Genomic DNA, 26,964 nt, shown 5'->3' with positions numbered 1-26,964 from the left:
GATGGCGATTCCGAAACGAACATCACGAATCGACGCACACCGGGCCCACACGTACAGCACGATCAGTACAGCGTGGGAGACCGGCGTCGGTTGGTCCGTCTCACGCGCAGGACTTGCGCATCCAAGGTCTTCTACCCGCTGGGGGAACGAGATGACGACTGTGAATTCGCCGCAGCCGAATAACGGCGCCGAAGATGTGAACGTGAACGTTCCCGAGGGGGCCTTCCCGCTCTCGTCGGTGCAACGGAGCATGTGGTTTGCCCAACAACTGAGCCCCACGGTCCCCAAGTTCATCGCCCAGTACATCGAGTTGCGGGGCGAGATCGACCTGGACCTGCTGAGCGACGCGGCCGTGCGGGCCGGCCAGGAGTTTCAGTCGCCGTTCCTGCGTCTGCTCGACGTCGACGGGGAGCCCTACCAGGCGGTCGATTTCACGATCGACCCGTCGATCGGGTTCCTCGACTTCCGCGGCGAGGACGACCCGATGTCGGCCGCGCAGGCGTGGATCGACGAGGACTACGCGACACCTCTGCGGTTGACCCGGGACCGGCTCGTCGAGATGACCGTCCTGCAGGTCGGTGAGCAGCACTACCTGTGGTACACCAGGATTCACCACGTCGCCCTCGACGGGTACAGCGGTAACACCATGGTGAACCGGATCGCGGCGCTCTACACCGCGGCGATCGAGGGCACCGAACCGGAACCGAACCGTGCGCTGGACCTGCGCGATCTGTACGCACTGGATCAGAAGTACCGGAAGTCGACCCGGTTCGAGAACGACCGGTTGTACTGGGCCGAACGGATAGTCGGCATCGAGCACGGTTCGACGCTCGCCACCCACGACGCGCCCGCAGCGGCGAAGAGCAGGCTCGAGAGCGCGAAGATCTCCGAATCCGCGCTGGGTTTCCTCGGCGAGTCGGATCAGCGGGTCGGTGCCACGTCGGCGGCCGTCCTGCTCGCCGGGTTCGCCTGCTACCTGTCCCGGATGACGGGCAAGCGGGACGTGCTCATCAACCTGCCGGTGTCGGCGCGCACCACGGCGCCGTTGCAGCGGTCCGGCGGCATGCTCGTCAACGTCGCCCCGCTGCGGATCACCGTCCGCCCCGAGGACACGGTGGCAGAACTCGTGCAGCGGACGCAGCTCGAGCTGATGGGTGCACTGCGTCATCAGCGGTGCAGCCTCGAGGACATCCGCCGTGACGCCGGCCTCGCGGGGACGGCGGAGGGTCTCGCCGGTCCGATGGTGAACGTCATGCTGTTCCACCAGGCGTTCACGCTGGGCTCCGTCAGCGGCGAGTACCACATCGTGACGTCGGGACCGGTGGACGACCTGCTGGTCAACATCTATCAGGGCGGTGACGGCGAGACACTCCTCGATTTCCGCGGCAACCCCAACCGGTACGGCGCGGAGGAATTGCGCGCTCACCACCGCCGATTCGTGGAACTGATCGAGGAATTCGTCACCGCGGAGCCGCAGGTGCGGACCGCCGACATCCACGCCGAGAGCGCACGCCTCGGTGCGCGCATCCTCGAGCGGGAGTCCCAGCTCGAGTTCTGGAAGCGGGAGCTGGCCGGACTGCCCGAGGTGACGGCGCTACCGCTGGACCGGCCGCGCCCGAGCGAGCGGGCCGGGGCGGGCGAGGTTGTCGGGTTCGCCGTGGACGCCGACGTGCAGCGCCGCGCGGCTCTGCTGGCCGAGGAGGCGGGCACCGGGATCTTCACCGCACTGCACGCCGCGCTGGCCGTGCTGCTGGGCCGGCTGGGTGACACCGACGACGTCGTGATCGGAACACCGATCGTCGGGCGTGACACGACCGACTCCGAAGATCCGGAGGCCGGGGCGTTCTTCAACAAGGCCGTTCTGCGATCGCAGGTGGAGGGGGCGTCGTCGTTCACGGAGCACCTGAGCCGGGTCCGGGACGCCGACCGGGCCGCGTTCTCGCATGCGGCGCTGCCGTTCGACGATCTCGTCGCCGCCGTTGTCGCGGAACCCGACCCGTCGCACACGCCGCTGTTCCAGGTGATGCTCGAATTCACCGACGGTGGTCATCCGCACGACTCCTCGGGGAACGTGACTGTCAGCCCGGTCCAGCGTGAACACCGCGCCCTGGGGCTGGATCTCGTGTTCTCCCTCACCGAATCGGAGACCGGCGGAATCAACGGCCGGCTGCGGTTCGCCACCGATGTGTGGGACCGCGACAGCGCGGAGGCGCTCGCCGCCCGCTTCGTCCGCATCCTGCAGGCGGTGACGGCGGATCCGGCCGCGCCGATCGGGGACGTCGACCTCCTCGAACCCGCCGAGTACGCGGAACTCGCGCCGGTCCGCGACGAGCCTGCGGTGGAGCCCCGCACGCTTCCCGCACTGCTCGCCGGTGCCGTTGCGGCGGGCGGCGACGGGGACGCTCTCGTCTACGAGGGACGCACCCTGACCTACCCCGAACTCGACGAGCAGTCGAACCGGCTCGCCCGCATGCTGATCGGTCACGGCGTGGGGCCGGGTTCGGTCGTGGCGCTGGCGATCGCGCGTTCGATCGAGTCGGTGCTGGCCACCTGGGCGGTCGCGAAATCCGGGGCCGCGTTCGTGCCGGTCGACCCGAATTACCCGGCCGACCGTATCGAGCACATGCTCACCGATTCCGGTGCGGTCGTCGGTCTCACGGCCACGGCGCACCGCGCGTCCCTGCCGGCGATCACGCCGTGGCTGGTGATGGACGACGCGTCGTTCGGGCGGGAACTGGACCAGCACACCGCAGGCGCGGTCACCGACGCCGACCGCCTCCGGCCGCTGCGGACGGCGGATCCGGCCTACCTGATCTACACGTCCGGCTCTACCGGCACACCCAAGGGTGTGGTCGTCACGCATGTCGGTCTGGCGAATTTCGCCGAGGACGAGCGGCAGCGGTTCGACGTCACCGCGGGGTCGCGGACCCTGCACTTCTCCTCACCGAGTTTCGACGCGTCGATCCTGGAACTGCTTCTCGCCGTGGGCGCCGGTGCCACGATGGTGGTGGCGCCGTCGACGGTATACGGCGGTACCGAACTCGCGGACCTGCTGCGCCGCGAACGGGTGACGCACGCGTTCGTGACGCCGGCCGCGCTGGCTTCCGTCGATCCCACGGGTCTCGACCACATCCGGTGCGTCGTCACCGGTGGTGAGAGCTGTCCTCCTGCGCTGGTGCAGCAGTGGGCGCCGGGACGCGTCATGTTCAACGCCTACGGTCCTACCGAGGCCACCGTCGTCGCGAGCGTCGCGGGACCGTTGACGGTCGGCGAACCGGTCACCATCGGCCGCCCGTCGCGCGGTTGCGGTCTGCTGGTGCTCGATTCGCGATTGCACCCCGTCCCCGCCGGGGTGCCCGGCGAGCTGTACATCACCGGCGACGGTGTGGCACGTGGGTACCACAATCGGTCGGTCCCGACGGCCGAACGGTTCGTCGCCGACCCGCACGGGACACCCGGTGAGCGGATGTACCGCACCGGCGACCTGGCCCGGTGGAACGCGGCCGGTCAGCTGGAATACCTGGGCCGCACCGACTTCCAGGTGAAGATCCGCGGCTTCCGCATCGAACTCGGCGAGATCGACGCCGTCGTCCGCTCACACCCGAGCGTGGCGTTCGCGACCACCGTCGGCCGCACCGCACCGTCCGGCGACACGGCGCTGGTGACGTACGTGCTGCCCGAGAGCGGGGCGCAGATCGTCGTCGGCGACATCCTCGAACACGCCGCCGCCACGCTGCCCGCGCACATGGTGCCCGCCAGGGTGATGGAGCTCCTCGAGGTCCCGCTGACCCCGGCGGGCAAGCTCGACCGGAAGGCGTTGCCGGAACCGCAGTTCGAGGCGACGTCCACCGTCTACCGGGCGCCGGTGACACCGACCGAGATGCAGATCGCGGAGGTGTTCGCGACACTGCTCGGAGTCGAGCGCGTCGGCGTCGACGACAGCTTCTTCGACCTCGGTGGCGATTCCCTCGTCGCGACCCGCGTGGTGTCGCGGGTCAACACTGCCCTCGGCACGGAAATCGGGGTGCTGGATCTGTTCGAGGCGCCCAGCGTCGCGTTGCTCAGTGCCCGCGTCGACGCCGCCGGGCCCCGCACCTCCGCCCGCCCCGTGCTCGCCCCGCGGCCCGGATCCGGCCCGGTGCAGGTGTCGCTGGCGCAGCAGCGGATGTGGTTCATCAACCAACTGGACACCGCGTCGCCCGCGTACAACATTCCCGTCGGCATCCGGCTTCGCGGCACGCTCGACGTGGACGCGTTGCGGACCGCGGTGAGTGACGTCCTCACCCGCCACGAATCGCTGCGGACCGTGTTCCCGAACACCCCCAACGGTCCGATCCAGGTGGTGCTGCCGGTCGCGGAGGTGAGCCCGCAACTCGACGCGATCGACGTCGCCCAGAGCGAACTCGAATACCGCCTGATCGCCGACGCCGCAACCGGATTCGACGTCACCGTGGAACCGCCGATCCGCTCGGAGCTGTACCGGACCGCGACCGACGATCACGTGCTGGTGTTCGTGGTGCACCACATTGCCGCCGACGGCCTGTCGATGACGCCGCTGACCCGGGACGTGATGGTGGCCTACCATGCCCGCGCCGCCGGCGCCGCCCCGCAGTGGGCACCGCTCGAGGTGCAGTACGCCGATTTCGCGGTGTGGCAGCGCGAACTGCTCGGATCCTCCGACGACCCGACGAGTCTGCTGTCCCGGCAGCTGGCGTTCTGGGCCCGAACCCTCGACGGTGCCCCCGAGGTCATGGACCTGCCGACCGATCGTCCGCGACCGGCCCGGCAGTCGATGATCGGCGCCACCGCCGACTTCACGATTCCGGCACGCATCCACACCGCGCTGCTCGACATCGCGGGCGCGAACGACGCCAGCCTGTTCATGGTGGTGCACGCGGCCCTCGCGGTCCTGCTGTCCCGGTCGAGCGGGTCGGCCGACGTGTCGATCGGATCCCCGGTCTCCGGCCGGGGCGAACGGCAACTCGACGACGTCGTCGGCATGTTCGTCAACACGGTGGTCCTGCGCACCACCGTCGACCCGGATCGCAGCTTCCCCGAGATCCTCTCGCACACCCGCTCTGTGGATCTGGAGGCGTTCAGCAACACCGACCTGCCCTACGAGCGGCTCGTCGACGAACTGAAACCAACCCGATCCGAAGCGCATTCGCCGCTGTTCCAGGTGATGCTGGTGCTGCAGGGATTCGCGAACACCAGGCTCGAGCTGCCCGGACTCGATGTGGAGGTCGAGGCCCTCGAGACCGGTGCCGCCAAGTTCGATCTCCAGGTCATCCTCACCGAGCACATCGAGGACTCCGGCGCCCCTGGCGCGATCGACGTCCAGTTCTCCTACGCGTCGGAACTGTTCGACCCGCCGACGATGACGGCGCTGGCCGCACGGTTCGTCACGCTGCTCGAGACCATCACTGCCGGATCGGACGCGAAGGTCGGCGACCTCGACCTGATCGGCGCGGACGAGACGCAGCGGATGCTCGAGCAGTGGATCGATACCGACGTTCCCGTCCCGGACTCGGCGACCCTGGTCAGCCTGTTCGAGTCACAGGTGGCCCGGACCCCGGACGCCGTGGCCGTCGTGTTCGCCGAGGAGGAACTGCTCTACGCGGAGTTCGATGCCCGCGCCAACCGGCTGGCCCGCGAACTCCTCGCCCGCGGCGTCGGACCCGAATCCCGGGTGGCCGTCGCGCTGCGCCGTTCCCTGGAACTGATGATCGCGATCTATGCGGTGGAGAAGACCGGGGCCGCGTACGTGCCGCTCGACCCCGACCATCCGGCGTCCCGGATCGCGTACGTAATCGAGAGTGCCGAACCCGCCTGCGTTCTCACCGCGTCCCGCGATCGGTGCGAGGGCGTCGACAGCGCGGACGCCGCCGTGATCGAGATCGACACCCTGAACCTGTCCCGGCGGTCCAGCACCCCGATCACCGACGCCGAGCGGGGCGGTCCGATCCACCCCGATTCGACCGCCTACGTGATCTACACGTCCGGTTCGACGGGCAGGCCGAAGGGGGTCGCCGTCAGTCACCGGGCGATCGCGAACCGGCTGCTGTGGATGCAGGACACGTACCGGATGGATCACACGGACGTGGTGCTGCAGAAGACGCCGGTCACGTTCGACGTGTCCGTGTGGGAACTGTTCTGGCCCCTCGAGGTCGGTGCGCGACTCGTCCTCGCCGCGCCGGACGGTCACCGGGACCCGACGTACCTGTCCCACATCATCGCCGACCACCAGGTCACCACCATGCACTTCGTGCCGTCGATGCTCGCCGTGTTCACGGCGGGCGCCGAACCGGACCTCTGCGGTTCGCTGCGCCAGGTGTTCTGCAGTGGTGAGGCCCTCCCGCCCGCCACCGCCGACAGTTTCCGCGAATTCGGATCCGCGGCGCTGCACAACCTGTACGGCCCCACCGAGGCCGCGGTCGACGTCACCTTCTGGGAGTGCACGGAAGGCGACCGCGCCTCGGTCCCGATCGGTGCACCCGTGTGGAACACGCAGCTGTACGTCCTCGACTCCCGGCTCCATCCGGTGCCGGTCGGGGTGCACGGCGAGCTCTACCTGGCCGGCATTCAGCTGGCCCGCGGCTACGTCGGTCGCAGCGACCTGACGTCGGACCGGTTCGTGGCGAACCCGTTCGGCGCACCGGGGCAGCGGATGTACCGCACCGGTGACGTGGTCCGCTGGCGCGCCGACGGCAACGTCGAATACATCGGCCGCCGCGACTTCCAGGTCAAGCTCCGCGGCCAGCGCATCGAACTCGGCGAGGTGGAGGCGGCCGTGCTGGCGCACCCGTCGGTGGCGCAGGCCGTCGTCACAGTGCACCGCAGCGAGGCCACCGGTGAAAGCCTCGTCGGCTACGTGATCCCCGTGGCGGGCGCCGACATCGACACCGCGGTCGTGCGCGACGCGGCGGCGGAGGCTCTGCCCGCCTACATGGTGCCGACCCGCATCATCGTGCTCGACCGGTTCCCGCTCGGCGCCACCGGAAAGCTGGACCGCGGCGCGCTGCCCGAGCCGGAATTCCTCAGCCCGTCCGCCGAATTCGTCACCCCGCGCAACCCGATCGAGGAGATCCTCGCGTCGATCTTCGCCGACCTGCTCGACGCCCCCCGCATCGGCGTGTACGACAGCTTCTTCGACCTCGGCGGCAACTCGCTGGTGGCCACCCGGCTGGTGGCGCGGGTCAACGCCGCGCTCGGCAGCCGGATCGGGGTCCGGGAGATCTTCGACGCCCCGACCGTCGCGACGCTGGCCACCCGGATCGAATCCGAGGCCGGGCAGGGCGCCGAACGTCCGCCGCTGGTGGCCGGGGTGCGCCCCGACCACCTGCCGGTCTCGCTGGCGCAGAAGCGCATGTGGTTCATCAACCAGTTCGACCTCGATTCCCCGGCCTACAACATCGCGCTCGCGGTGCGGCTGACCGGCGATCTCGACGAGGATGCGATGCAGGACGCCGTCGCCGACGTGATGGACCGGCACGAGTCGCTGCGCACTCGGTTCCCGATGGTGGAGGGCGAGCCCCTCCAGGTGATCCTGCCGACCGAGGACGTGGTGCCGGATCTGTCGCCGATCGACTCGACGGAAGAGCAGCTGCCCGAGCATATTTCGCGGCTGGCGGGTGCCGGCTTCGACGTCACGGTGTCGGTGCCGGTGCGCGCCGCCCTGTTCCGCACGGATCCCGGCGAGCACGTTCTCGTCATCGTCGTCCACCACATCAGCGCCGACGGCTTTTCCATGGCCCCGCTCGCCCGGGACGTGATGACCGCCTACGCGGCCCGCACCGGGGGGCAGGCACCGGACTGGACGCCGCTGCCGGTGCAGTACGCCGACTTCGCGCTGTGGCAGCACCGGGTGCTCGGCAACGCCGACGACCCGGACAGCCTGCTCGCCGCCCAGCTCGATTACTGGACGCACACGCTCGCCGGGCTTCCGGAACTGCTCGCGCTGCCGACGGACCACCCGCGCCCGACGCAGCAGTCGATGCGCGGCGGCATCCACTCGTTCAGCATCGACGCGCAGATCCACAGCCGGCTGATCACGACCGCCCGCGAACACAATTCGAGTGTGTTCATGGCCGTGCACGCCGCGCTGGCCGTGCTGCTGGCCCGGTTGGGCGACACGGACGACGTGACGGTGGGCACCCCGATCGCCGGCCGCGGCGACGCCGCCCTGGACGACATGGTCGGCATGTTCGTCAACACCCTGGTACTGCGCACCCCGGTCGAACCGTCCGGCACGTTCACCGACCTGCTGTCCACGGTCCGCGACACCGACCTGAACGCGTTCCACCACGCGGATCTGCCGTTCGAGCGGCTCGTCGACGCGATCTCGCCGGAACGCGCGACGTCTCATTCGCCGCTGTTCCAGGTGGTGCTCGAGTTCCGCAACAACGAGCGCCCGCGGCTGGAGCTGCCCGGCTTGACCGTCACCGGCCTCGACCTGGCCACCGACATCTCCAACTTCGACCTGCAGCTCACGCTGACGGAGGAGTTCGGGGTGTCGGGGGAGCCCGCCGGGATCTCCGCGGCGTTCACGTACGCGGCGAGCCTGTTCGACGCGTCCACGATCGCCGGTTTCGCCGACTACCTGCAGCGGATCTTCGACGCGGTGACATCCGAGCCCGGCATGGCCGTCGGTGACGTCGAGCTGATGGTGGCGTCCGAACGTGCGGCGCTCACCCCGGTCATGGACGGGCCCGACGCCGAGCCGCGGACCCTGCCCGAACTGCTCGCGTCGGCGGCGTCCGTGGACCCGAAGGCCGCCGCGCTGTCCTACGAGGGCAGCGAGGTGACGTACCGGGAGCTCGACGAGCGGTCGAACCGGCTCGCCCGCCTGCTGATCGGGCGGGGCATCGGCCCGGAATCGGTGGTCGCGCTGGCGATGGCGCGGTCGCCCGAATCGGTGCTGTCGCTGTGGGCGGTCGCCAAGACCGGTGCCGCGTTCGTGCCGGTCGACCCGAACTACCCGACCGACCGGATCGTCCACATGCTCAGCGACTCCGGTGCGGCGCTCGCGCTCACCGTCGCCGAGTTCCGTCCCACCCTGCCGGACTGCACCTCCTACGTGGTGGTCGACGCACCCGGCTTCGACGACCAGGTGAGCGCGCACTCCGACGCCGTCGTGACCGACGCGGACCGGACACATTCGCTCGCGCTGGAGAACCCGGCCTACCTGATCTACACGTCCGGGTCCACCGGCACCCCGAAGGGCGTCGTCGTCACCCATCGCGGCCTGGCGAACTTCGCCACCGACGAACGCGTCCGCTTCGGGGTCACCCCGCGGTCGCGGACCCTGCACTTCTCGTCGCCGAGCTTCGACGCCTCGATCCTGGAACTGCTGCTGGCGGTCGGGTCCGGCGCGGCCATGGTGATCGCGCCGGCCTCGGTCATCGGCGGCACCGAACTCGCCGACGTGCTCCGCGAGGGCAGGGTCACGCACGCATTCATCACCCCGGCGGCCATGGCGTCGGTGGACCCCGCGGGTCTCGACCAGCTCGAGTGCGTCGCCACCGGCGGCGACGTGTGCCCGCCGGAGCTGGTGGCGCAGTGGGTGACCGGCGGCAGGCGGATGTTCAACGCCTACGGACCCACCGAGGCGACGGTCGTGTCCAGCGTGACCGGACCCATGCTGCCCGGCGAGGGCGTCACCATCGGCCGTCCGCCGATGGGTACCGGCGAGATGGTGCTCGATTCCCGCCTGCACCCCGTGCCCAACGGGGTGACCGGCGAACTGTACGTCACCGGTTCCGGTCTGGCCCGCGGCTACAAGGACCGGGCGGGCACCACGGCGGAGCGGTTCGTCGCCAACCCGTACGGCGGCCTCGGTGCCCGCATGTACCGGACCGGTGACCTGGCCCGCTGGAACACCGACGGCCAGCTCGAGTACCTGGGCCGCAGCGACTTCCAGGTGAAGATCCGCGGGTTCCGCATCGAACTCGGCGAAATCGAGAACGCCCTCACCCGCTACCCGGGGGTCGCCCGCTCGGTGGTGTCCGCGCACAAGGGCAGCACCGGCGCCAACCGGCTCGTCGGCTACCTCGTCCCCACGGCGGGCGCGGAACTCGACCCGGAGGCCGTCCTCGACTTCGTCGGCGGATTCCTCGCCCCGTACATGGTGCCGTCCGCGCTGATCGTTCTCGACGAGCTGCCGCTCACCCCGGCGGGCAAGCTGGATCGCCGCGCGCTGCCCGAACCCGACTTCGGGGCCCGGGTGTCCACCGGCCGGGCGCCGGTGTCGGAGATGGAACAGGTGCTCTCCGGACTGTTCGCCGAGGTGCTCGGTCTGGAATCCGCCGGTGTCGAGGACTCGTTCTTCGCGCTCGGCGGCGACAGCATCATGTCGATCCAGCTGGTCGCCCGCGCGAAGGCCGCGGGCGTGGTGCTCACCCCGCGGGACGTGTTCGAGGCCAAGACCGTCGCCGGTCTCGCCGCGGTGGCGTCGTGGGTGGGCGCCGCCGACGTCGTCGTTCTCGACGAACTGCCCGGCGGCGGTGTCGGCGACATGCCGACCACCCCGATCACGAAGTGGCTGCTCGAACGGGGCGGCGAATTCAACCGGATGTCGCAGTCCGCGCTGCTGACCGCGCCACCGAACCTGCGCGAACTCGAACCGCTGATCGGTACGTTCCAGGCCGTCCTCGACCGGCACGACATGCTGCGCGCACAGCTGATGGTCTCCGCCGACGACTCGCATCTCGCCGTCCGCCCGGTCGGTGCGGTGGACGCGCAGGACCTGATCCGCCGCGTCGCGGTGTCCGCGGCCCCGGGAACACCGGCATTCGCGGCCACCGTCATCGCGGAACTCGACGCCGCGCTGGACCGGCTCGATCCGGCGGCCGGCGTCATGATGCAGGTGGTGTGGTTCGACGCCGGGGAATCCGGCGGCCGCCTGCTCGTGGTCGCGCACCACCTCGTCGTCGACGGTGTGTCGTGGCGCATCCTCGTCCCCGACCTCGCGACCGCGTGGGCGCAGATCTCGGCGGGCCAGGAAGCGGCCCTCGAACAGGTCGGCACGTCCATGCGCCGGTGGGCGCACGGACTGGTCGACGAGGCGGCGAACCGGGCGGGCGAACTGGATCTGTGGCAGCGCATCCTCGACTGCGAGGACCCGCTCGTCGGCAGCCGTCCGCTCGACCCCGATGTCGACGTCAACGCGACCGTCGGCCGGGTCACGGTGCAGTTGCCCGCCGAGGTCAGCGAGGCCGTCCTCACGGCCCTTCCGGAGGCGATCCACGGCAGTGTCAACGACGGACTGCTCACCGCGCTGGCGATGGCGGTCACGCAGTGGCGGCGCACCCGCGGCCACACCCTGCACGGACGGTCCGTCGACGGAACCTTGGTGAGCCTCGAGGGTCACGGCCGCGAGGACCAGGTCGTTCCGGGCGCCGATCTGGGCCGCACCGTCGGCTGGTTCACGGCCATGTTCCCGGTGCGTCTCGACCTGTCGGGCATCGACCTCGACGACGCGTTCGACGGCGGCCGGGCCGCCGGGTCGGCGATCAAGGCGATCAAGGAACAGTTGCTGGCCATCCCGGACCACGGCATGGGTTACGGCATGCTGCGGTACCTCAACGCCGACACCGCACCGCTGCTCGCGGCTCGGTCGCTGCCGCAGATCAGCTTCAACTACCTGGGACGCTTCGCCGCCGACCTGTCCGAGGCGGCCACCCGCGCCGGCTGGACGCCGACCGGTGAAGTCGACATGGACCGGGCGCAGGACCTCGACACCCCGGTCACCTCGGCCATCGACGTCAACGCCGTCACCACCGAGGTGGACGACCGGCCCCAGCTGCGCGCCACCTGGGCGTACGCCGCCGGCGTCCTCACCGTCGCCGAGGTGCGGGAACTCGCCGAACTGTGGGTCCGGGCGCTGACCGCGCTCACGACGTACGCGGCCCGCCCCGACGCCGGCGGTGTGACCCCGTCCGACCTCGAACTGGTCAGCCTCGACCAGGACGCCATCGACCGCATCGAGTCGCGTTTCCCGGCGCTGTCCGACATCTGGTCGCTGTCGCCGCTGCAGTCCGGACTGCTGTTCCACGCGTTGCTGGCCGACGAGTCGATCGACTCCTACACGGTGCAGGTGACGCTCGAACTGAGCGGCGCCGTGGCGTCCCGCCTGCGGGTGGCAGGGCAGGCCCTGCTCGACCGGCACGCGAACCTGCGGGCGTCGTTCGTCTACGACGAGGGCGGCACCCCCGTCCAGGCGGTCCACGGATACGCGGAACTGCCGTGGACGGAGATCGATCTGTCCGCGCTCGACGAGGAGAGCCGCGAAGCCGAGGTGACGGAACTCCTCGACGCCGACCGGCGCCGCGGATTCGACATGGCCACGCCGCCGTTGCTGCGGTTCATGTTGATCCAGGTCGGTGCGGACGAGCAGCGCCTGATCATCACGAATCACCACATCCTGCTCGACGGCTGGTCGATGCCGCTGCTGATCCGCGACCTCCTCACCCTGTACGCCACGGAGGGGGACACCAGCGTGCTGCCGCGGGTGCACCCGTACCGCGACTACCTCGCGTGGATGTCGCACCGCAGCACCGAGGACTCCCTCGGGGTGTGGCAGCGCGCCCTCGCCGGGGTGGAGGACCCGACGCTCCTCGCGCCGGCCGACGCGTCGGCCCAGAGCGACACGCAGTCCAGTGAACTGGTCGTCGAACTCGACGTCGACCGCACCGATCAGCTCAGTGTGCTCGCACGCGAACACGGGCTGACCCTCAGCACCCTGATCCGCACCGCGTGGGGAATCGTGCTGGGCGGCCTGGTCGGCCGCTCCGACGTCGTCTTCGGCGGGACGGTGTCGGGTCGGCCCCCGCAGATCGCGGGCATCGAGTCGATGATCGGCCTGTTCATCAACACCCTGCCGGTGCGGGTCACCCTCGACCCGCGGGAAACGCTGGGGGAGTTGCTCGAACGCATCCAGGGCGAGCAGGCCGCGCTGCTCGACCACCACTACGTCGGCCTGACCGACATCCAGTCGGTGGCCGGTCCCGGCGCCGGATTCGACACGCTGACCGTGTTCGAGTCCTACCCCGTCGACCGGGAAGGGCTGACCGAGCAGACCGACATCGCCGGCATGCACGTCCTCGACGTGCACGACAGCGCGAACGCCGCGCACTACCCGCTCGCCCTGATCGCCTCGGCGCACGAGAACCTGCAACTGAAGCTCGAATACGTCGAGGATCTGTTCGACCGGGCCGCGGTCGAGCGGATCGGCGACCGGGTCGTCCGGGCACTGATCGCGCTCGCCGAGCACCCCGGGATGAAGCTCGCGCAGCTGCGCCTGCTCACCGACGTCGAGGAAGCGGAACTGGTTCCGGCCCGCGGCAGGCCCGGCCGGTCCGTGCGCACACTGCCGCAGATGTTCGCCGACACGGCCGCCGCGTCGGGCGACGCGACCGCACTCGTGTTCGGGGACCGCCGGATGTCCTACCGGGAACTCGACGAACGGTCCAACCAGCTCGCGCGCCTGCTCATCGGCCGTGGCGTCGGACCGGAAGACATCGTGGCCCTGGGTATCTCACGGTCCATCGAATCGGTGCTCGCCGTGTGGTCGATCACCAAGACCGGTGCCGCGTTCGTTCCGATCGACCCGACCTACCCGCGGGAACGGGTCGAACACATGGTCACCGACTCCGGGTGCACGTTCGGCCTGCGGGTGGCGGCCGGTCGCGACCGGCTGCCCGCCGGGGTCACCTGGCTGACCCTCGACGATGCCGAGACCGACGCCGCCGTCGCGGCGATGTCCGCCGACACCGTGACCGACGCCGAACGCGTGGTGCCGCTGCGCTTCGCGCACCCGGCGTACGTCATCTACACGTCCGGGTCCACCGGCAAGCCGAAGGGTGTGGTGGTCAGCCACCGCGGTCTCGACAACTTCGCCGAGGAGCAGCGCACCCGCTACGCGACGGATGCGGAGTCGCGGGCCCTGCACTTCTCCTCGCCGAGCTTCGACGCCTCGGTCCTCGAATACCTGCTGTCGTTCGCCGTCGGCGCGACCATGGTGATCGTGCCGCCATCCGTGTACGGCGGTGAGGAACTCGCGGAGCTGATCCGCGCCGAGGGTGTCACCCACGGGTTCGTCACCCCGGCGGCGCTGGCCTCCGTGGACCCCGAGGGTCTCGACGTGTTCCAGAACGTGGTGGCCGGCGGCGAGGCCGTCCCACCGGAACTGGTGAGCCGCTGGGCGCCGGGCCGCACCCTGTACAACGGCTACGGTCCCACCGAGACCACCATCATGAGCAACCTCAGCGACCACCTGCAGGTGGGGGAGACGGTCACCATCGGCGCTCCTGTCCGCGGCGTGTCCGAGGTGATCCTCGACTCGCGGCTGCAACCGGTCTCCGTCGGCGTCGCCGGCGAACTCTACATCTCCGGTGAGGGCCTGGCCCGCGGCTATCACGCCCGCGCGGGGCTGACCAGCGAGCGGTTCGTCGCCAACCCCTACGGCGAGCCGGGCGACCGGATGTACCGCACCGGCGACCTCGCACGGTGGCGGCCCGATCACACGGTCGAATACCTGGGCCGCACCGACTTCCAGGTCAAGATCCGCGGCTTCCGCATCGAACTCGGCGACATCGACAGCGCACTCGCCGGGCACCCGTCCGTCGCGTTCGCCGTCACCCTCGGGCGCCCCGGCCCCGCCGGCGACACCGTGCTCGTGTCCTATGTGCTGCCGGAGGCCGAGTCGGTGCTCGAACCGCCGGAGCTGAAGGAGTGGACGGCGAACCTGCTGCCCGCGCACATGGTCCCGTCGAGCATCATGATCCTCGACGAGATCCCGCTCACCCCCGTCGGCAAGCTGGATCGGGCGGGGCTGCCCGAACCGCAGTTCCTGCCCACCTCCGACGCCTTCCGGCCGCCGTCGACAGTCCTCGAACACACGATCGCCGACGTCATCACCACGGTCCTGGGCATCGAACGGGTCGGCATCGACGACAACTTCTTCGACATCGGCGGCAACTCGCTGATCGCGACCCGGGTCGCCGCACGCCTGACCGCGGAACTCGACACCGACATCGGGGTCCGCACCCTGTTCGAGGCGCCGACGATCCATCAGCTGGCCCGCCTGATCGAGTCGACGGCCTTCGCCCCGGCGCACGACGGCGACCACGTGCGGCTGCCGCTCGGACCGATGGCGCAGCCCGCGCACGTGCCGGTGTCGCTGGCGCAGAAGCGGATGTGGTTCCTCAACCAGTTCGACACGTCGTCGGCGGCCTACAACATCCCCCTGGCCGTGCGACTGACCGGTCACCTCGACGTCGAGTCGCTGCGCGCGGCGGTGACGGACGTCTTCGTCCGGCACGAGTCGTTGCGGACCGTCTTCCCGTCCCACGACGGTGAACCGACCCAGGTGGTGCTCTCGCCCGGCCAATGGACGCCGAACCTCGAGATCACCGAGGTGTCCGAGGCCGAACTCCGGGAGCACATCGCCGGTCTCGCGACCGCCGGTTTCGACGTCACGGCCGACGTGCCGATGCGGTCGGCGCTGTTCGCGCTCGCCCCCGACGATCACGTGCTCGTCATCGTGGTGCACCACATCTGCGCCGACGGGTTCTCGCTCACCCCACTCGCCCGGGACGTCATGACCGCGTACGCCGCCCGCATCGCGGGAAGCGCACCGCAGTGGAACCCGCTGTCGGTGCAGTACGCCGACTACACGCTGTGGCAGCTGCAACTGCTGGGCGACGAGAGCGACTCCGAGTCGCTCATCTCCCAGCAGCTCCGGTACTGGACGGATCAGCTGGCCGACCTGCCCGAACTCCTGCAGTTGCCGACCGACCGGGCGCGCCCGGTCCAGCAGTCGTTCCGGGGTGCGCAGGTCGACTTCACGATTCCGGCGGACGTGCACCGGGCGCTGTCCGCGCTGGCGCGCAAACACAACTCCACCATGTTCATGGCCGTGCACGCGGCCCTGTCGGTGCTGCTGTCCGCGCTGTCGTCCACTGAGGACATCGCCGTCGGCACCCCCATCGCGGGTCGCGGTGACGCCGCGCTCGACGACATGGTCGGCATGTTCGTCAACACCCTGGTGCTGCGCAGCGCCGTCGACCCGGCCACGGGTTTCGGCGCCCTGATCGATCAGGTGCGGGCCACCGACCTCGCCGCGTTCCACCACTCGGACCTGCCGTTCGAGCGGCTCGTCGACGTCCTCGCGCCGGAGCGTTCCACCGCGCACTCGCCGCTGTTCCAGGCGTTGCTCGAGTTCCGGAACAATGAGACACCGCGCCTCGAGCTGCCCGAACTCACCGCGGCCGCCGTCGATTTCGACCTCGAGGTCGCCAAGTTCGACCTGCAGCTCAGCGTCGAGGAGGGGTTCGACGCGGACGGGGTGGCGTCGGGGATCACCGCGTCGTTCATCTACGCCACCGATCTGTTCGACGCCGGCACGGTCCGCACGTTCGCGGACCGGTTCCTGCGAATCCTCGCCGCCGTCACCGCCGATCCGCAGGCCCCGGTCGGTGACATCGTGATCACCGACGCCGCCGAGCGGTTCGCGATGGCGACCGTGTGGAACACCGCCGGAGTCGAGGCGGGCACCGACACCCTCGCGGACCGGTTCGCGCAGAGCGTGGCCCGGTTCCCCGACGCCACCGCCGTGACGTCGGAGGACGTGGCGCTGACGTACGCGGAACTCGACGCCCGGTCGAATCGGCTGGCCCGGCTGCTCATCGCCCAGGGCGTAGGCCCGGAAACGCTGGTGGCCGTGGCACTGCCACGCACCTGCGATCTGATCATCGCCCTGCTGGCCGTGATCAAGTCCGGCGGCGGCTACCTGCCCGTCGACATCACCTATCCGGCCGACCGGCTGGCGTTCGTGTTCGAGGACGCCGCACCGAACTGCGTGATCACCACCACCGGCGACGTCTCGGCCCTGCCCGACTCGGAGACCCCAGCGATCCTGCTGGACGACCCCGAAACGACCGCGGACCTCGCACAGCAGTCACCGGCGACGATCACCGACGCCGACCGGGTGACCCCGCTCGACGCCGCGTCGGTGGCGTACGTCATCTACACTTCCGGGTCCACGGGCCGCCCCAAGGGCGTCGTCGTCTCGCACCGCAACGTGCTGACCCTGTTCGCGAACACCCAGCCGCTGTACGGGTTCGACGAGAACGACGTGTGGACGATGTTCCACTCGTACGCTTTCGACTTCTCGGTGTGGGAGCTGTGGGGTCCGCTGCTGCACGGCGGCCGGCTCGTCGTCGTCGACTACTACACGGCACGGTCGCCGGAGATGTTCCACGAACTGCTGCGCAACGAGCAGGTCACCGTCCTCAACCAGACCCCGACGGCGTTCTACCAGCTCGCCGAGACCGACCGCATCGTCTCGGAGATCGACGTGCACGCGGCGGCACTGGCGTTGCGGTACGTGATCTTCGGCGGTGAGGCTCTCGACCTCGGTCAGCTCGGCCGGTGGTACTCCCGGCACGACGATTCCGCCCCGACCCTGGTGAACATGTACGGCATCACCGAGACGACGGTCCACGTCAGCTACCTCGCACTGGACCGTGCGTTCGCGGAGTCGGCGTCGGCCAGCGTGATCGGCCGCGGCATCGCCGGGCTGCACGTGCACGTCCTGGACCGGCGCCTGCACCCGGTGCCCCCGGGCACCATCGGCGAGATGTACGTCTCGGGTGACCAGGTCACTCGCGGCTACCTGGGCCGGGCCGGGCTCAGCTCCACCCGGTTCGTGGCCGACCCGCTCCGTCCCGGGGCACGGATGTACCGCACCGGCGACCTGGCGCGGTGGAACACCGACGGCCAGCTCGAATACTTGGGCCGCAGCGACTTCCAGGTGAAGATCCGCGGATTCCGCATCGAGCTCGGCGAGATCGAATCCGCGCTGCTCCGGTACCGCGGGATCGCACAGGCCGTCGTCCTCACCCGCGACGACGGGCACGGTGGCCACCGGCTGATCGGCTACGTGGTGCCCGAATCCGGCGCCACCGTCGAGGTGTCCTCGGCGCTCGAGTTCGTGGGCACCCAGCTCACCTCGTACATGGTGCCCGCCACCCTCGTGGTGCTCGACACGCTGCCGTTGACGAGCAACGGCAAACTCGACCGCCGCGCGCTGCCGGAACCCGACTTCGGGGCCCGGGTGTCGGCGGGCCGCGCCCCGGCGACGGAGATGGAGACCGTCCTCGCGGGGCTGTTCGCCGAGGTGCTTGGTCTGGAATCGGTGGGCGTGGACGATTCGTTCTTCGCCCTCGGCGGCGACAGCATCATGTCGATCCAGCTGGTGGCGCGCGCGAAGGCCGCCGGTGTGGTCCTCACCCCGCGGGACGTGTTCGAGGCCAAGACCGTGGCCGCCCTCGCCGAGGCCGCGTCCTGGGCGGGCGCCGCCGACGTGGTGGTCCTCGACGAACTGCCCGGCGGTGGGATCGGCGAGATGCCGGTCACCCCGATCACCGCATGGCTGCTCGAACGCGGCGGCGACTTCCGCCGCTACACCCAGACCGCGCTGCTGTCCCTGCCCGCCGCCGCCGACGAGACGCTGCTGAAGCGCACGATCGCGGCCGTCGTCGATCACCACGACATGCTGCGGGCGCGTCTGCTCGGCGCCGCACCGCAGTGGCGGATCGAGGTGCAGGCGGTAGGCGCCGTCGACGTGGACGACGTGCTGCACCGGGTCGAGGTCCCGTCGGTGGTCGGGTCCGCGTTCGCGGAGATCGCGACCCACGAACTCGACACCGCCGCAGGGCGATTGGACCCCGAGGCCGGGGTCATGCTGCAGATGGTGTGGTTCGATGCCGGCGCCGAGGGGGGACGGCTGCTGGTCGTGGCCCACCACCTGGTGGTCGACGGCGTGTCGTGGCGGATCCTGGTGCCCGACCTGGCGACGGCGTGGGCGCAGGTCTCCGCGGGGCAGGAACCGGTACTCGAGCCGGTCGGAACGTCGATGCGGCGCTGGTCGCACGGGCTCGTCGACGCGACCCGCGAACGCGGCGCCGAGATCGAACAGTGGCGCCGGGTGCTCGAGGCCGACGACCCGCTGATCGGATCGCGTCCGCTCGACGCAGCGATCGACGTGGCGGGGACCGTCGAGAAGGTCACCGTGGAGGTGCCCGCCGACGTCACGGACGCTCTGCTGACCCGTGTTCCCGAGGCGTTCCACGGCGGCGTCAACGACGGGCTGCTGACCGCGCTGGCGCTGGCCCTGGCGCAGTGGCGGCGCACCCACGGCGACTTCACGCGTGAGTCGCTGGTGAGCCTCGAGGGTCACGGCCGCGAGGACCAGGTGCTGCCGGGCGCCGATCTGGGCCGGACCGTCGGCTGGTTCACGGCCATGTTCCCGGTGCGCCTGGACCTGTCGGGCATCGACCTGGACGACGCGTTCGCCGGTGGCAAGGCTGCCGGGTCGGCGATCAAGGCGATCAAGGAACAGCTGCTGGCCATCCCGGACCACGGCATCGGGTACGGCATGCTGCGCTACCTGGATCCGGACAGCGCCGACCAACTGCGGGCGCTCGCGAAGCCGCAGGTCACGTTCAACTACCTCGGCCGGCTGGGCGGCGCGACGTCCACCGACATCCACGGGCACGCCTGGGTTCCGGTGACGGACACCAAACTCGACGACATCCCCGCCTCCGACATCCCGGTGGCGTCGGCGCTCGACATCAACGCCGTCACCGGCACCGGGGCCGACGGCAACCGGCTGCGGGCCACGTGGGCGTTCCCGACCGGGGTCCTCACCCCGTCCGAGGTCCGCGCGCTCGCCGACCTGTGGGTGCAGGCGCTGACCGCGCTGACCGAGCACGTCGCGCGGCCCGACGCCGGCGGTGTCACTCCGTCCGATCTGGACCTGGTGACGCTCGACCAGGACGCCATCGACCGGCTCGAGTCCCGGTTCCCGGCGCTGTCGGACATCTGGTCGCTGTCACCGCTGCAGTCGGGACTGCTGTTCCACGCCCAGTTCTCGGACGCCTCGGTCGACCCGTACCTGGTGCAGTTGGCGTTGAAGCTGCGCGGCGAGGTGAACGCGGACCGGTTCCGCCGGGCCGGGCAGGCCCTGCTGGACCGGCACCCCAACCTGCGGGCCGCGTTCGTCCACGACAGTGCCGGCGCCTCCGCGCAGATCATCCAGCAGCACGTGGAACTGCCGTGGTCGGAGTTCGACCTGTCGGCGCTGGGTCCCGAGGAGACCACCCGCGAATACGAGCGGATCGTGGCACAGGACCGGTCGGTGAAGTTCGACATGGCGGACGCGCCGTTGCTGCGCCTCGCCCTGGTCCGGCTCACCGAGGACGAGTACCGGCTGATCCTGACCAACCATCACATCCTGCTCGACGGCTGGTCGACACCGCTGGTCATTCGTGACCTGCTGACGCTGTACGCCCTGGACGCCGACGGCAGCCTGCTGCCGCGGGTCCACTCCTACCGCGACTACCTGTCGTGGATGAAGCGACACGACACCACGGATTCCCTCGACGCCTGGCGCACCGCGCTCGACGGTGTCGAGGAGCCGACGCTGCTGGCCCCGCTGGAGCGGGGCGAGGCGCACTCCGCCGTCGCGGAGGAGACCGCGTTCACTCTGTCCGAGGAGCACACCACCCGGTTGCGGGACCTGAGCCGCGAACGTGGGCTCACCCTCAACACCGTCGTCCAGACGGCGTGGGGAATCGTGCTGGGCGGCCTGGTCGGCCGCTCCGACGTGGTGTTCGGCGGGACGGTGTCCGGCAGGCCGCCGCAGATCGCGGGCATCGAATCGATGGTGGGTCTGTTCATCAACACCCTCCCGGTGCGGGTCACCCTCGACCCGTGGGAGTCGCTGGGCGAGTTGCTCGAACGCGTGCAGCGCGAACAGGCCACGCTGCTCGACCACCACTACGTGGGACTGACCGACATCCAGTCGGCGGTCGGCGGCGGCGGCGCATTCGACACGCTGACCGTGTTCGAGTCGTACCCGGTGGACGAGGCCGGACTGACGGAACAGACCGACATCGCCGGGATGTTCGTCCTCGGCATCGACGGCAAGGACTCCGCGCACTACCCGCTCGCCGTCGTCGCCTCCGGTGACGCCCGGTTGAACTTCAAGTTCGAGTACCTCCCCGAGGTCCTCGAGGAAAGCGCGGTCGACGAGATCGCGGACCGGCTGCGGCGGGTGCTCGACGCCCTCGCCGACCGGCCCGAGATCCCGCTGGCCCACATGCAACTGCTCACCGAGGCCGAACTCGCCGAGTTCGCCCCGGTGCGTGGTCGCCCCGGGTTCTCCGTCCGGACGCTGCCGCAGATCTTCGAGGACGCGGCGGCGCTGGATCCGAACCGCACGGCGCTGACGTTCGAGGGCCGCAACGTCTCCTACCGCGAACTCAACGAGCGCTCCAACCAGCTCGCCCGGGTTCTCATCTCCCGCGGCGCGGGTCCGGAGACGTTCGTGGCGCTCGGCATTCCCCGGTCGATCGAGTCGGTTCTCGCGGTGTGGGCGGTCGCGAAGACGGGTGCCGCGTTCGTCCCGGTCGACCCGAACTACCCGATGGACCGCATCGAGCACATGCTCACCGATTCGGGCGCCACCATCGGGCTGACCATGGCCGCGTACGAGAAGTCGCTGCCCGACTCGGTGCCGTGGCTGCAGCTCGACTCGCCCAAGTTCGAGAAGGCGTGCCAGGCGAAACCGGCTCTGCCGGTGGCTGATTCGGACCGGCGGTCGCCGATAAGTCTCGACAACGCGGCATACATCGTCTACACCTCCGGTTCGACGGGCAAGCCGAAGGGCGTCGTCGTCACCCACGAGGGCCTCGACAACTTCGCCGAGGACCAGCGGCAGCGCTTCGCCGCCGCGCAGACGTCCCGCACACTGCACTTCTCGACACCGAGCTTCGACGGGTCGGTGTTCGAGTACCTGCAGGCGTTCGGTGTCGGCGCCACCATGGTCATCGCGCCGCCGACGGTGTACGGCGGAGCGGAACTGGCCGAACTGATCCGGTCCGAACACGTCACCCACGCCTTCGTCACCACCGCGGCGCTGTCCACGGTGGACCCGGAGGGGCTCGACGAGTTCCAGCACGTGGTGTTCGGCGGCGAGGCGTGCCCGCCCGAACTGGTGACCCGCTGGGCGCCCGGCAGGCAGTTGTCCAATGCGTACGGCCCCACCGAGACCACGGTGATGGCCAACATCAGCGATCCGATGACGGTGGGCGACCCGATCACCCTCGGCGGCCCGATCCGCGGCGTCGGCGAACTCGTGCTCGATTCGCGGCTCCAGCCGGTGCCCGTCGGCGTTCCCGGCGAGTTGTACATCACCGGCGCGGGTCTCGCCCGCGGCTACCACCGGCGCCCCGAACTGAGCAGCCAGCGGTTCGTCGCCAACCCGTTCGGGGAGGCGGGGGAGCGGATGTACCGCACCGGCGACATCGTCCGGTGGCGCGCCGATCACACCGTCGAATACGTGGGCCGCAGCGACTTCCAGGTGAAGATCCGCGGGTTCCGCATCGAACTCGGTGAGATCGACAACGAGATCGCCACATTCCCCGGGGTCAGCTTCGCCGCGACCCTCGGTGCCCCAGGCCCGTCCGGTGACACGGTGCTCGTGACCTATTTGCTGCCCGTCACGGAAGGGGGCGTCGATCCCGCCGAGCTGACCGCGCACCTGTCGACGCGGCTGCCCGCGCACATGGTGCCGACGAGCATCATGTTCCTCGACGAGATCCCGTTGACGCCGGTGGGCAAACTGGACCGGTCGGCGCTGCCCGCGCCGGAGTTCCACGTCACCACCACGGAGTTCCAGCCGCCGACCAACGACCTCGAACGCAAGATCGTGGACATCTTCACCGACGTCCTCGGTCTCGAACGGATCGGCATCGACGACAACTTCTTCGATCTCGGCGGCAACTCGCTGGTCGCGACGCGCGTCACCGCGCGGCTGCGGGACGCCCTGGACACCGACATCGGGGTGCGGGCGCTGTTCGAGGCCCCCGACGCCCGGTCGCTGGCCGAACGCGTCGCCGACAGCGTGAGCGGCGGCGCCCGCCCCGCGCTCGCCCCCGTCGAACGCCCCGACCGGATTCCGCTGTCGCTGGCGCAGAAGCGGATGTGGTTCCTCAACCAGTTCGACACGTCCTCACCCGCCTACAACATTCCGCTGGCGGTGCGGCTGACCGGAACCCTGGACGAGGACGCGCTGCGCCTGGCGATGGCGGATGTCCTCGAACGGCACGAGACGCTGCGCACCGTATTCCCGACGGTCGGCAACGAACCGACCCAGCGGATCCTGGCCGCCGTCGACGCGCAACCAGACGTCGCCACGGTCGAGGTGGACGCGGCGGACCTGCCGAGGCACATCATGGATCTGGTGTCCCGCGGATTCGACGTCAGCACCGACGTCCCGGTCCGGGCGGCCCTGTTCCGGTCGGCGCCCGACCATCACGTGCTGACGATCGTGGTGCACCACATCTGCGCGGACGGATTCTCCCTGGCGCCGCTCGCCCGCGACGTCATGGTGGCCTACACGTCGCGGCTCGAGGGCGCAGGCCCGCAGTGGGCTCCGCTGCACGTGCAGTACGCCGACTACACCCTGTGGCAGCATGCCGGACTCGGCTCGGAGAACGATCCCGAGTCGATGATCAACCGGCAGTTGCGGTTCTGGTCGGAGACGTTGGCCGGGTTGCCGGACGTCATCCAGTTGCCGACCGACCGGCCGCGCCCGATTCAGCAGACGTTCGAGGGTGATCGCGTCGAGTTCGCGATCGACGCCGGCCTCCATCAGCGGCTGACGGCCTTCGCGCGGGCCAACAACGCCACCATGTTCATGGCCGTCCACGCCGCGCTGGCCGTACTGCTGTCGCGGCTCGGCAGCACCGACGACGTGGTCATCGGCACCCCGGTCGCCGGGCGCGGTGAAGAGGCGCTCGACGAGATGGTCGGCATGTTCGTCAACACGTTGGTCCTGCGGAACCGGATCGATCCGTCCGCGACGTTCGCCGAACTGGTGCAGCAGATCCGGGAATCCGACCTGGCCGCGTTCCAGCACGCGGACCTGCCGTTCGAGCGGCTCGTCGAGGAACTCAACCCGACCCGGTCCACGTCGTACTCACCGCTGTTCCAGGTGGCCCTCGAGTTCCAGAACAACGAGAACCCGACGCTGGAACTTCCGGACCTGCGGGTCGAGAACGTGGACCTGGAGACCCGGGTGGTGAAGGAAGACCTCGAGGTGATCCTGGCCGAGCGGTTCGATCAGGACGGTGCGCCCGCGGGTGTCGCCGGCGGCCTCGACTTCGCCGTCTCCCTGTTCGACCCCGACACGGCGCGCTCGATCGCGGACCGGTTCGTGCGGGTCCTCGAGGCCGTCGTCGCCAACCCGGACCGGCCGATCGGCACCGTCCCGTTGCTCGACGAGGCGGAGATCGACGAGATGGTCCCGGCGCGCGGCAAGCCCGACGTGCGGCCCGAGGTGTGGCCGGACCTGCTGACGGCCGCCGCGGCCCTCGACCCCGACTCGGTGGCGTTGTCGTTCGAGGACCGGCAGGTCACGTACCGGGAACTCGACGAATGGTCCAACCGGCTGGCGCGGGTGCTGTGCGCGCAGGGTGTCGGACCGGAGACGTTCGTGGCCATCGGTATGCCGCGGTCGATCGAGGAAGTGGTGTCGATCTGGTCGGTGGCCAAGTCGGGTGCCGCGTTCGTGCCCGTCGATCCCACGTACCCGCGGGACCGCATCGACTACATGCTCACCGACTGCCGGGCCTCGGTCGGTCTGACCGTCGCCGGCAGGCGCGACAACCTGCCGGACACGGTGCCGTGGCTGGTGCTCGACGACGAGACGTTCGCCGAGCAGGTCGCAGGCGTGTCTTCGGCGCCGGTCACCGACGCCGACCGCACGATGCCGCTGCATCTGGCGCACCCGGCGTACCTGATCTACACGTCGGGGTCGACCGGAAAACCGAAGGGGGTCATCGTCACTCACCGCGGCATGGCCAACCTCACCGCGGAGGAACACGAACGGTTCCAGGTCACGCACGACTCCCGGGTCTCGCATCTGGCGTCCCCGAGTTTCGACGCGTCGATCTTCGAGCTGATGATGGCGTTCGGCGCCTCGGCCCGGGTCGTGATCGTGCCGCCCACCATTTTCGGTGGCGCCGAGTTGGCCGATCTGTTCCGGCGCAACGAGGTCACGCACGCGTTCATCACGCCGACCGCGCTGTCGTCCATCGAGGACGTGGGTCTCGAGTCGCTGCGGGTCCTCGCGGTGGCCGGCGAGGCCTGCCCGCCGGAACTGGTGGAGATCTGGGGCAAGCACCGCAACATGCACAACGGGTACGGGCCCACCGAGACGACCATCCAGGCGAGCGTCAGCGCCCCGATGCGTCCGGGCGGGGTCGTGAACATCGGCGCCCCCGCACTGGGCTTCGGTTCGCTGGTCCTCGACGAACGCCTGCAGCCCGTCCCGGCCGGCGTGCCCGGCGAGCTGTACATCACCGGACCCGGACTGGCACGCGGGTACCACAACCGGTCCGCGCTCACCTCGGAACGGTTCGTCGCCTGCCCGTACGGGGAGCCCGGCCGCCGGATGTACCGCACCGGTGACGTCGTGCGCTGGCGCGGCGACCACACCATCGAGTACATCGGCCGCACCGACTTCCAGGTGAAGGTCCGCGGCTTCCGCATCGAACTCGGTGAGATCGACGCAGTCCTCGCCCGCCACCCCGCGGTCGCGTTCGCGGCCACCATCGGTCACACCGGTCCGTCCGGCGACACGCTCCTCGCGTCGTACGTGCGGGCGGCCGAGGGGCACGACCTCGAGCCGGCGGAACTGCGGACCCACGCGTCCGACCGCCTGCCCGCGCACATGGTCCCGTCGGCCGTGGTGGTGCTCGACCAGATCCCGATGACCCCGGTCGGCAAACTCGACCGCAAGGCGCTGCCGGCGCCCGAGTTCGGCACCACCGGCGCGGCCTTCCGGGCCCCGACGACGGCGACCGAGCGGATCATCGTCGAGGCGTTCGCCGAGGTGCTGGGTGTGGACCGGGTCGGCACCGCCGACAGCTTCTTCGACCTCGGCGGCAACTCGATCGTCGCCACCCGGGTGATCACGGTGCTGCAGGACCGCCTCGGACGGCAGATCCCGTTGCAGTCCATGTTCCTGGACCCGACGCCCGCGGGGCTGGCGCTGAGGATCGACACCGAGAACGCCGCCGGGTCGCCGGTCGACGAGGCGCTCGGCGTCGTCATCCCGCTGCGCCCGACGGGGGAGAAGCCGCCGCTGTTCTGCATCCATCCCGGGATCGGTCTGTCCTGGGGGTATGCGGGACTGCTGCAGCACCTCTCGCAGGACCGTCCGGCGTTCGGCCTGCAGTTGCCGATCATCAGTGGCGGCCCGGCCGTCGACTCGATCGAGCAGCTGGCACACCAGTACGTGCTGGAGATGCGTAAGGTCCAGGCGCACGGGCCGTACCACCTGCTGGGCTGGTCGCTCGGCGGCGTCATCGCGCACGCCATGGCCGTCGAATTGCGGCGGGAGGGCGAGGCCGTCGACACCCTGGCCCTCATGGACAGTTACGTGGCGAACGGGGCCGATCAGGGCCCGGAGAGCCTCACCGTGTCCGAGTTGCTGCACGGTCTCGGACTGGACCTCGAGGCCGTCGCCGGGGAGGAGCTCACCTACGAGCGGGCCGTCGAGTTGCTGGACGACGCGTTCGGGCAGAAGACCGGACTGACCCCTCGGCACCTCGAGCGGATCAGCGCCGGGTTCACGAACTCCTCGCGGATCATGAACAACTTCCGGCCCCAGGTGTTCGACGGGGACCTGCTGTTCTTCACCGCCGCCGGATCGGCGTCGACTGGCGAGCATTCACCGGAGGAATGGCGCGATTCGGTCACCGGCGGCATCCGGGAAGTCAAGATCGAGTGCGAGCACAACCAGATGATCGAACCCGAGGTTCTGGCCGTGGTCGGGCCCGTCCTCGAGGACTATCTGGGCACGCACTGACCCGCTTTTTCCGCGAGCGGGCC

1 protein-coding gene is annotated in these 26,964 nt (G+C 70.0%); it reads left to right on the top strand.

The window, feature by feature from the left end; genetic code table 11:
• Positions 1–151: 151 nt before the first annotated feature.
• Positions 152–26,941 (top strand): non-ribosomal peptide synthase/polyketide synthase, encoded by a 26,790-nt coding sequence (locus I1A62_RS07455; protein ID WP_219458382.1) that lies wholly within the window; start codon positions 152–154, stop codon positions 26,939–26,941.
• The last annotated feature ends 23 nt before the right edge of the window (positions 26,942–26,964 follow it).

Source organism: Rhodococcus sp. USK10, from assembly GCF_019378875.1.
Taxonomy (GTDB): Bacteria; Actinomycetota; Actinomycetes; order Mycobacteriales; family Mycobacteriaceae; genus Rhodococcus_F; species Rhodococcus_F pseudokoreensis.
The sequence above is the reverse complement of the archived record's forward strand: the minus strand, read 5'-3'. Positions and strand labels throughout refer to the sequence as shown.

What these genes read in the sequence shown, in the direction of transcription:
- I1A62_RS07455 (WP_219458382.1), top strand. Translation starts at nt 152, where the DNA reads ATGACGACTGTGAATTCGCCGCAGCCGAATAACGGCGCCGAAGATGTG.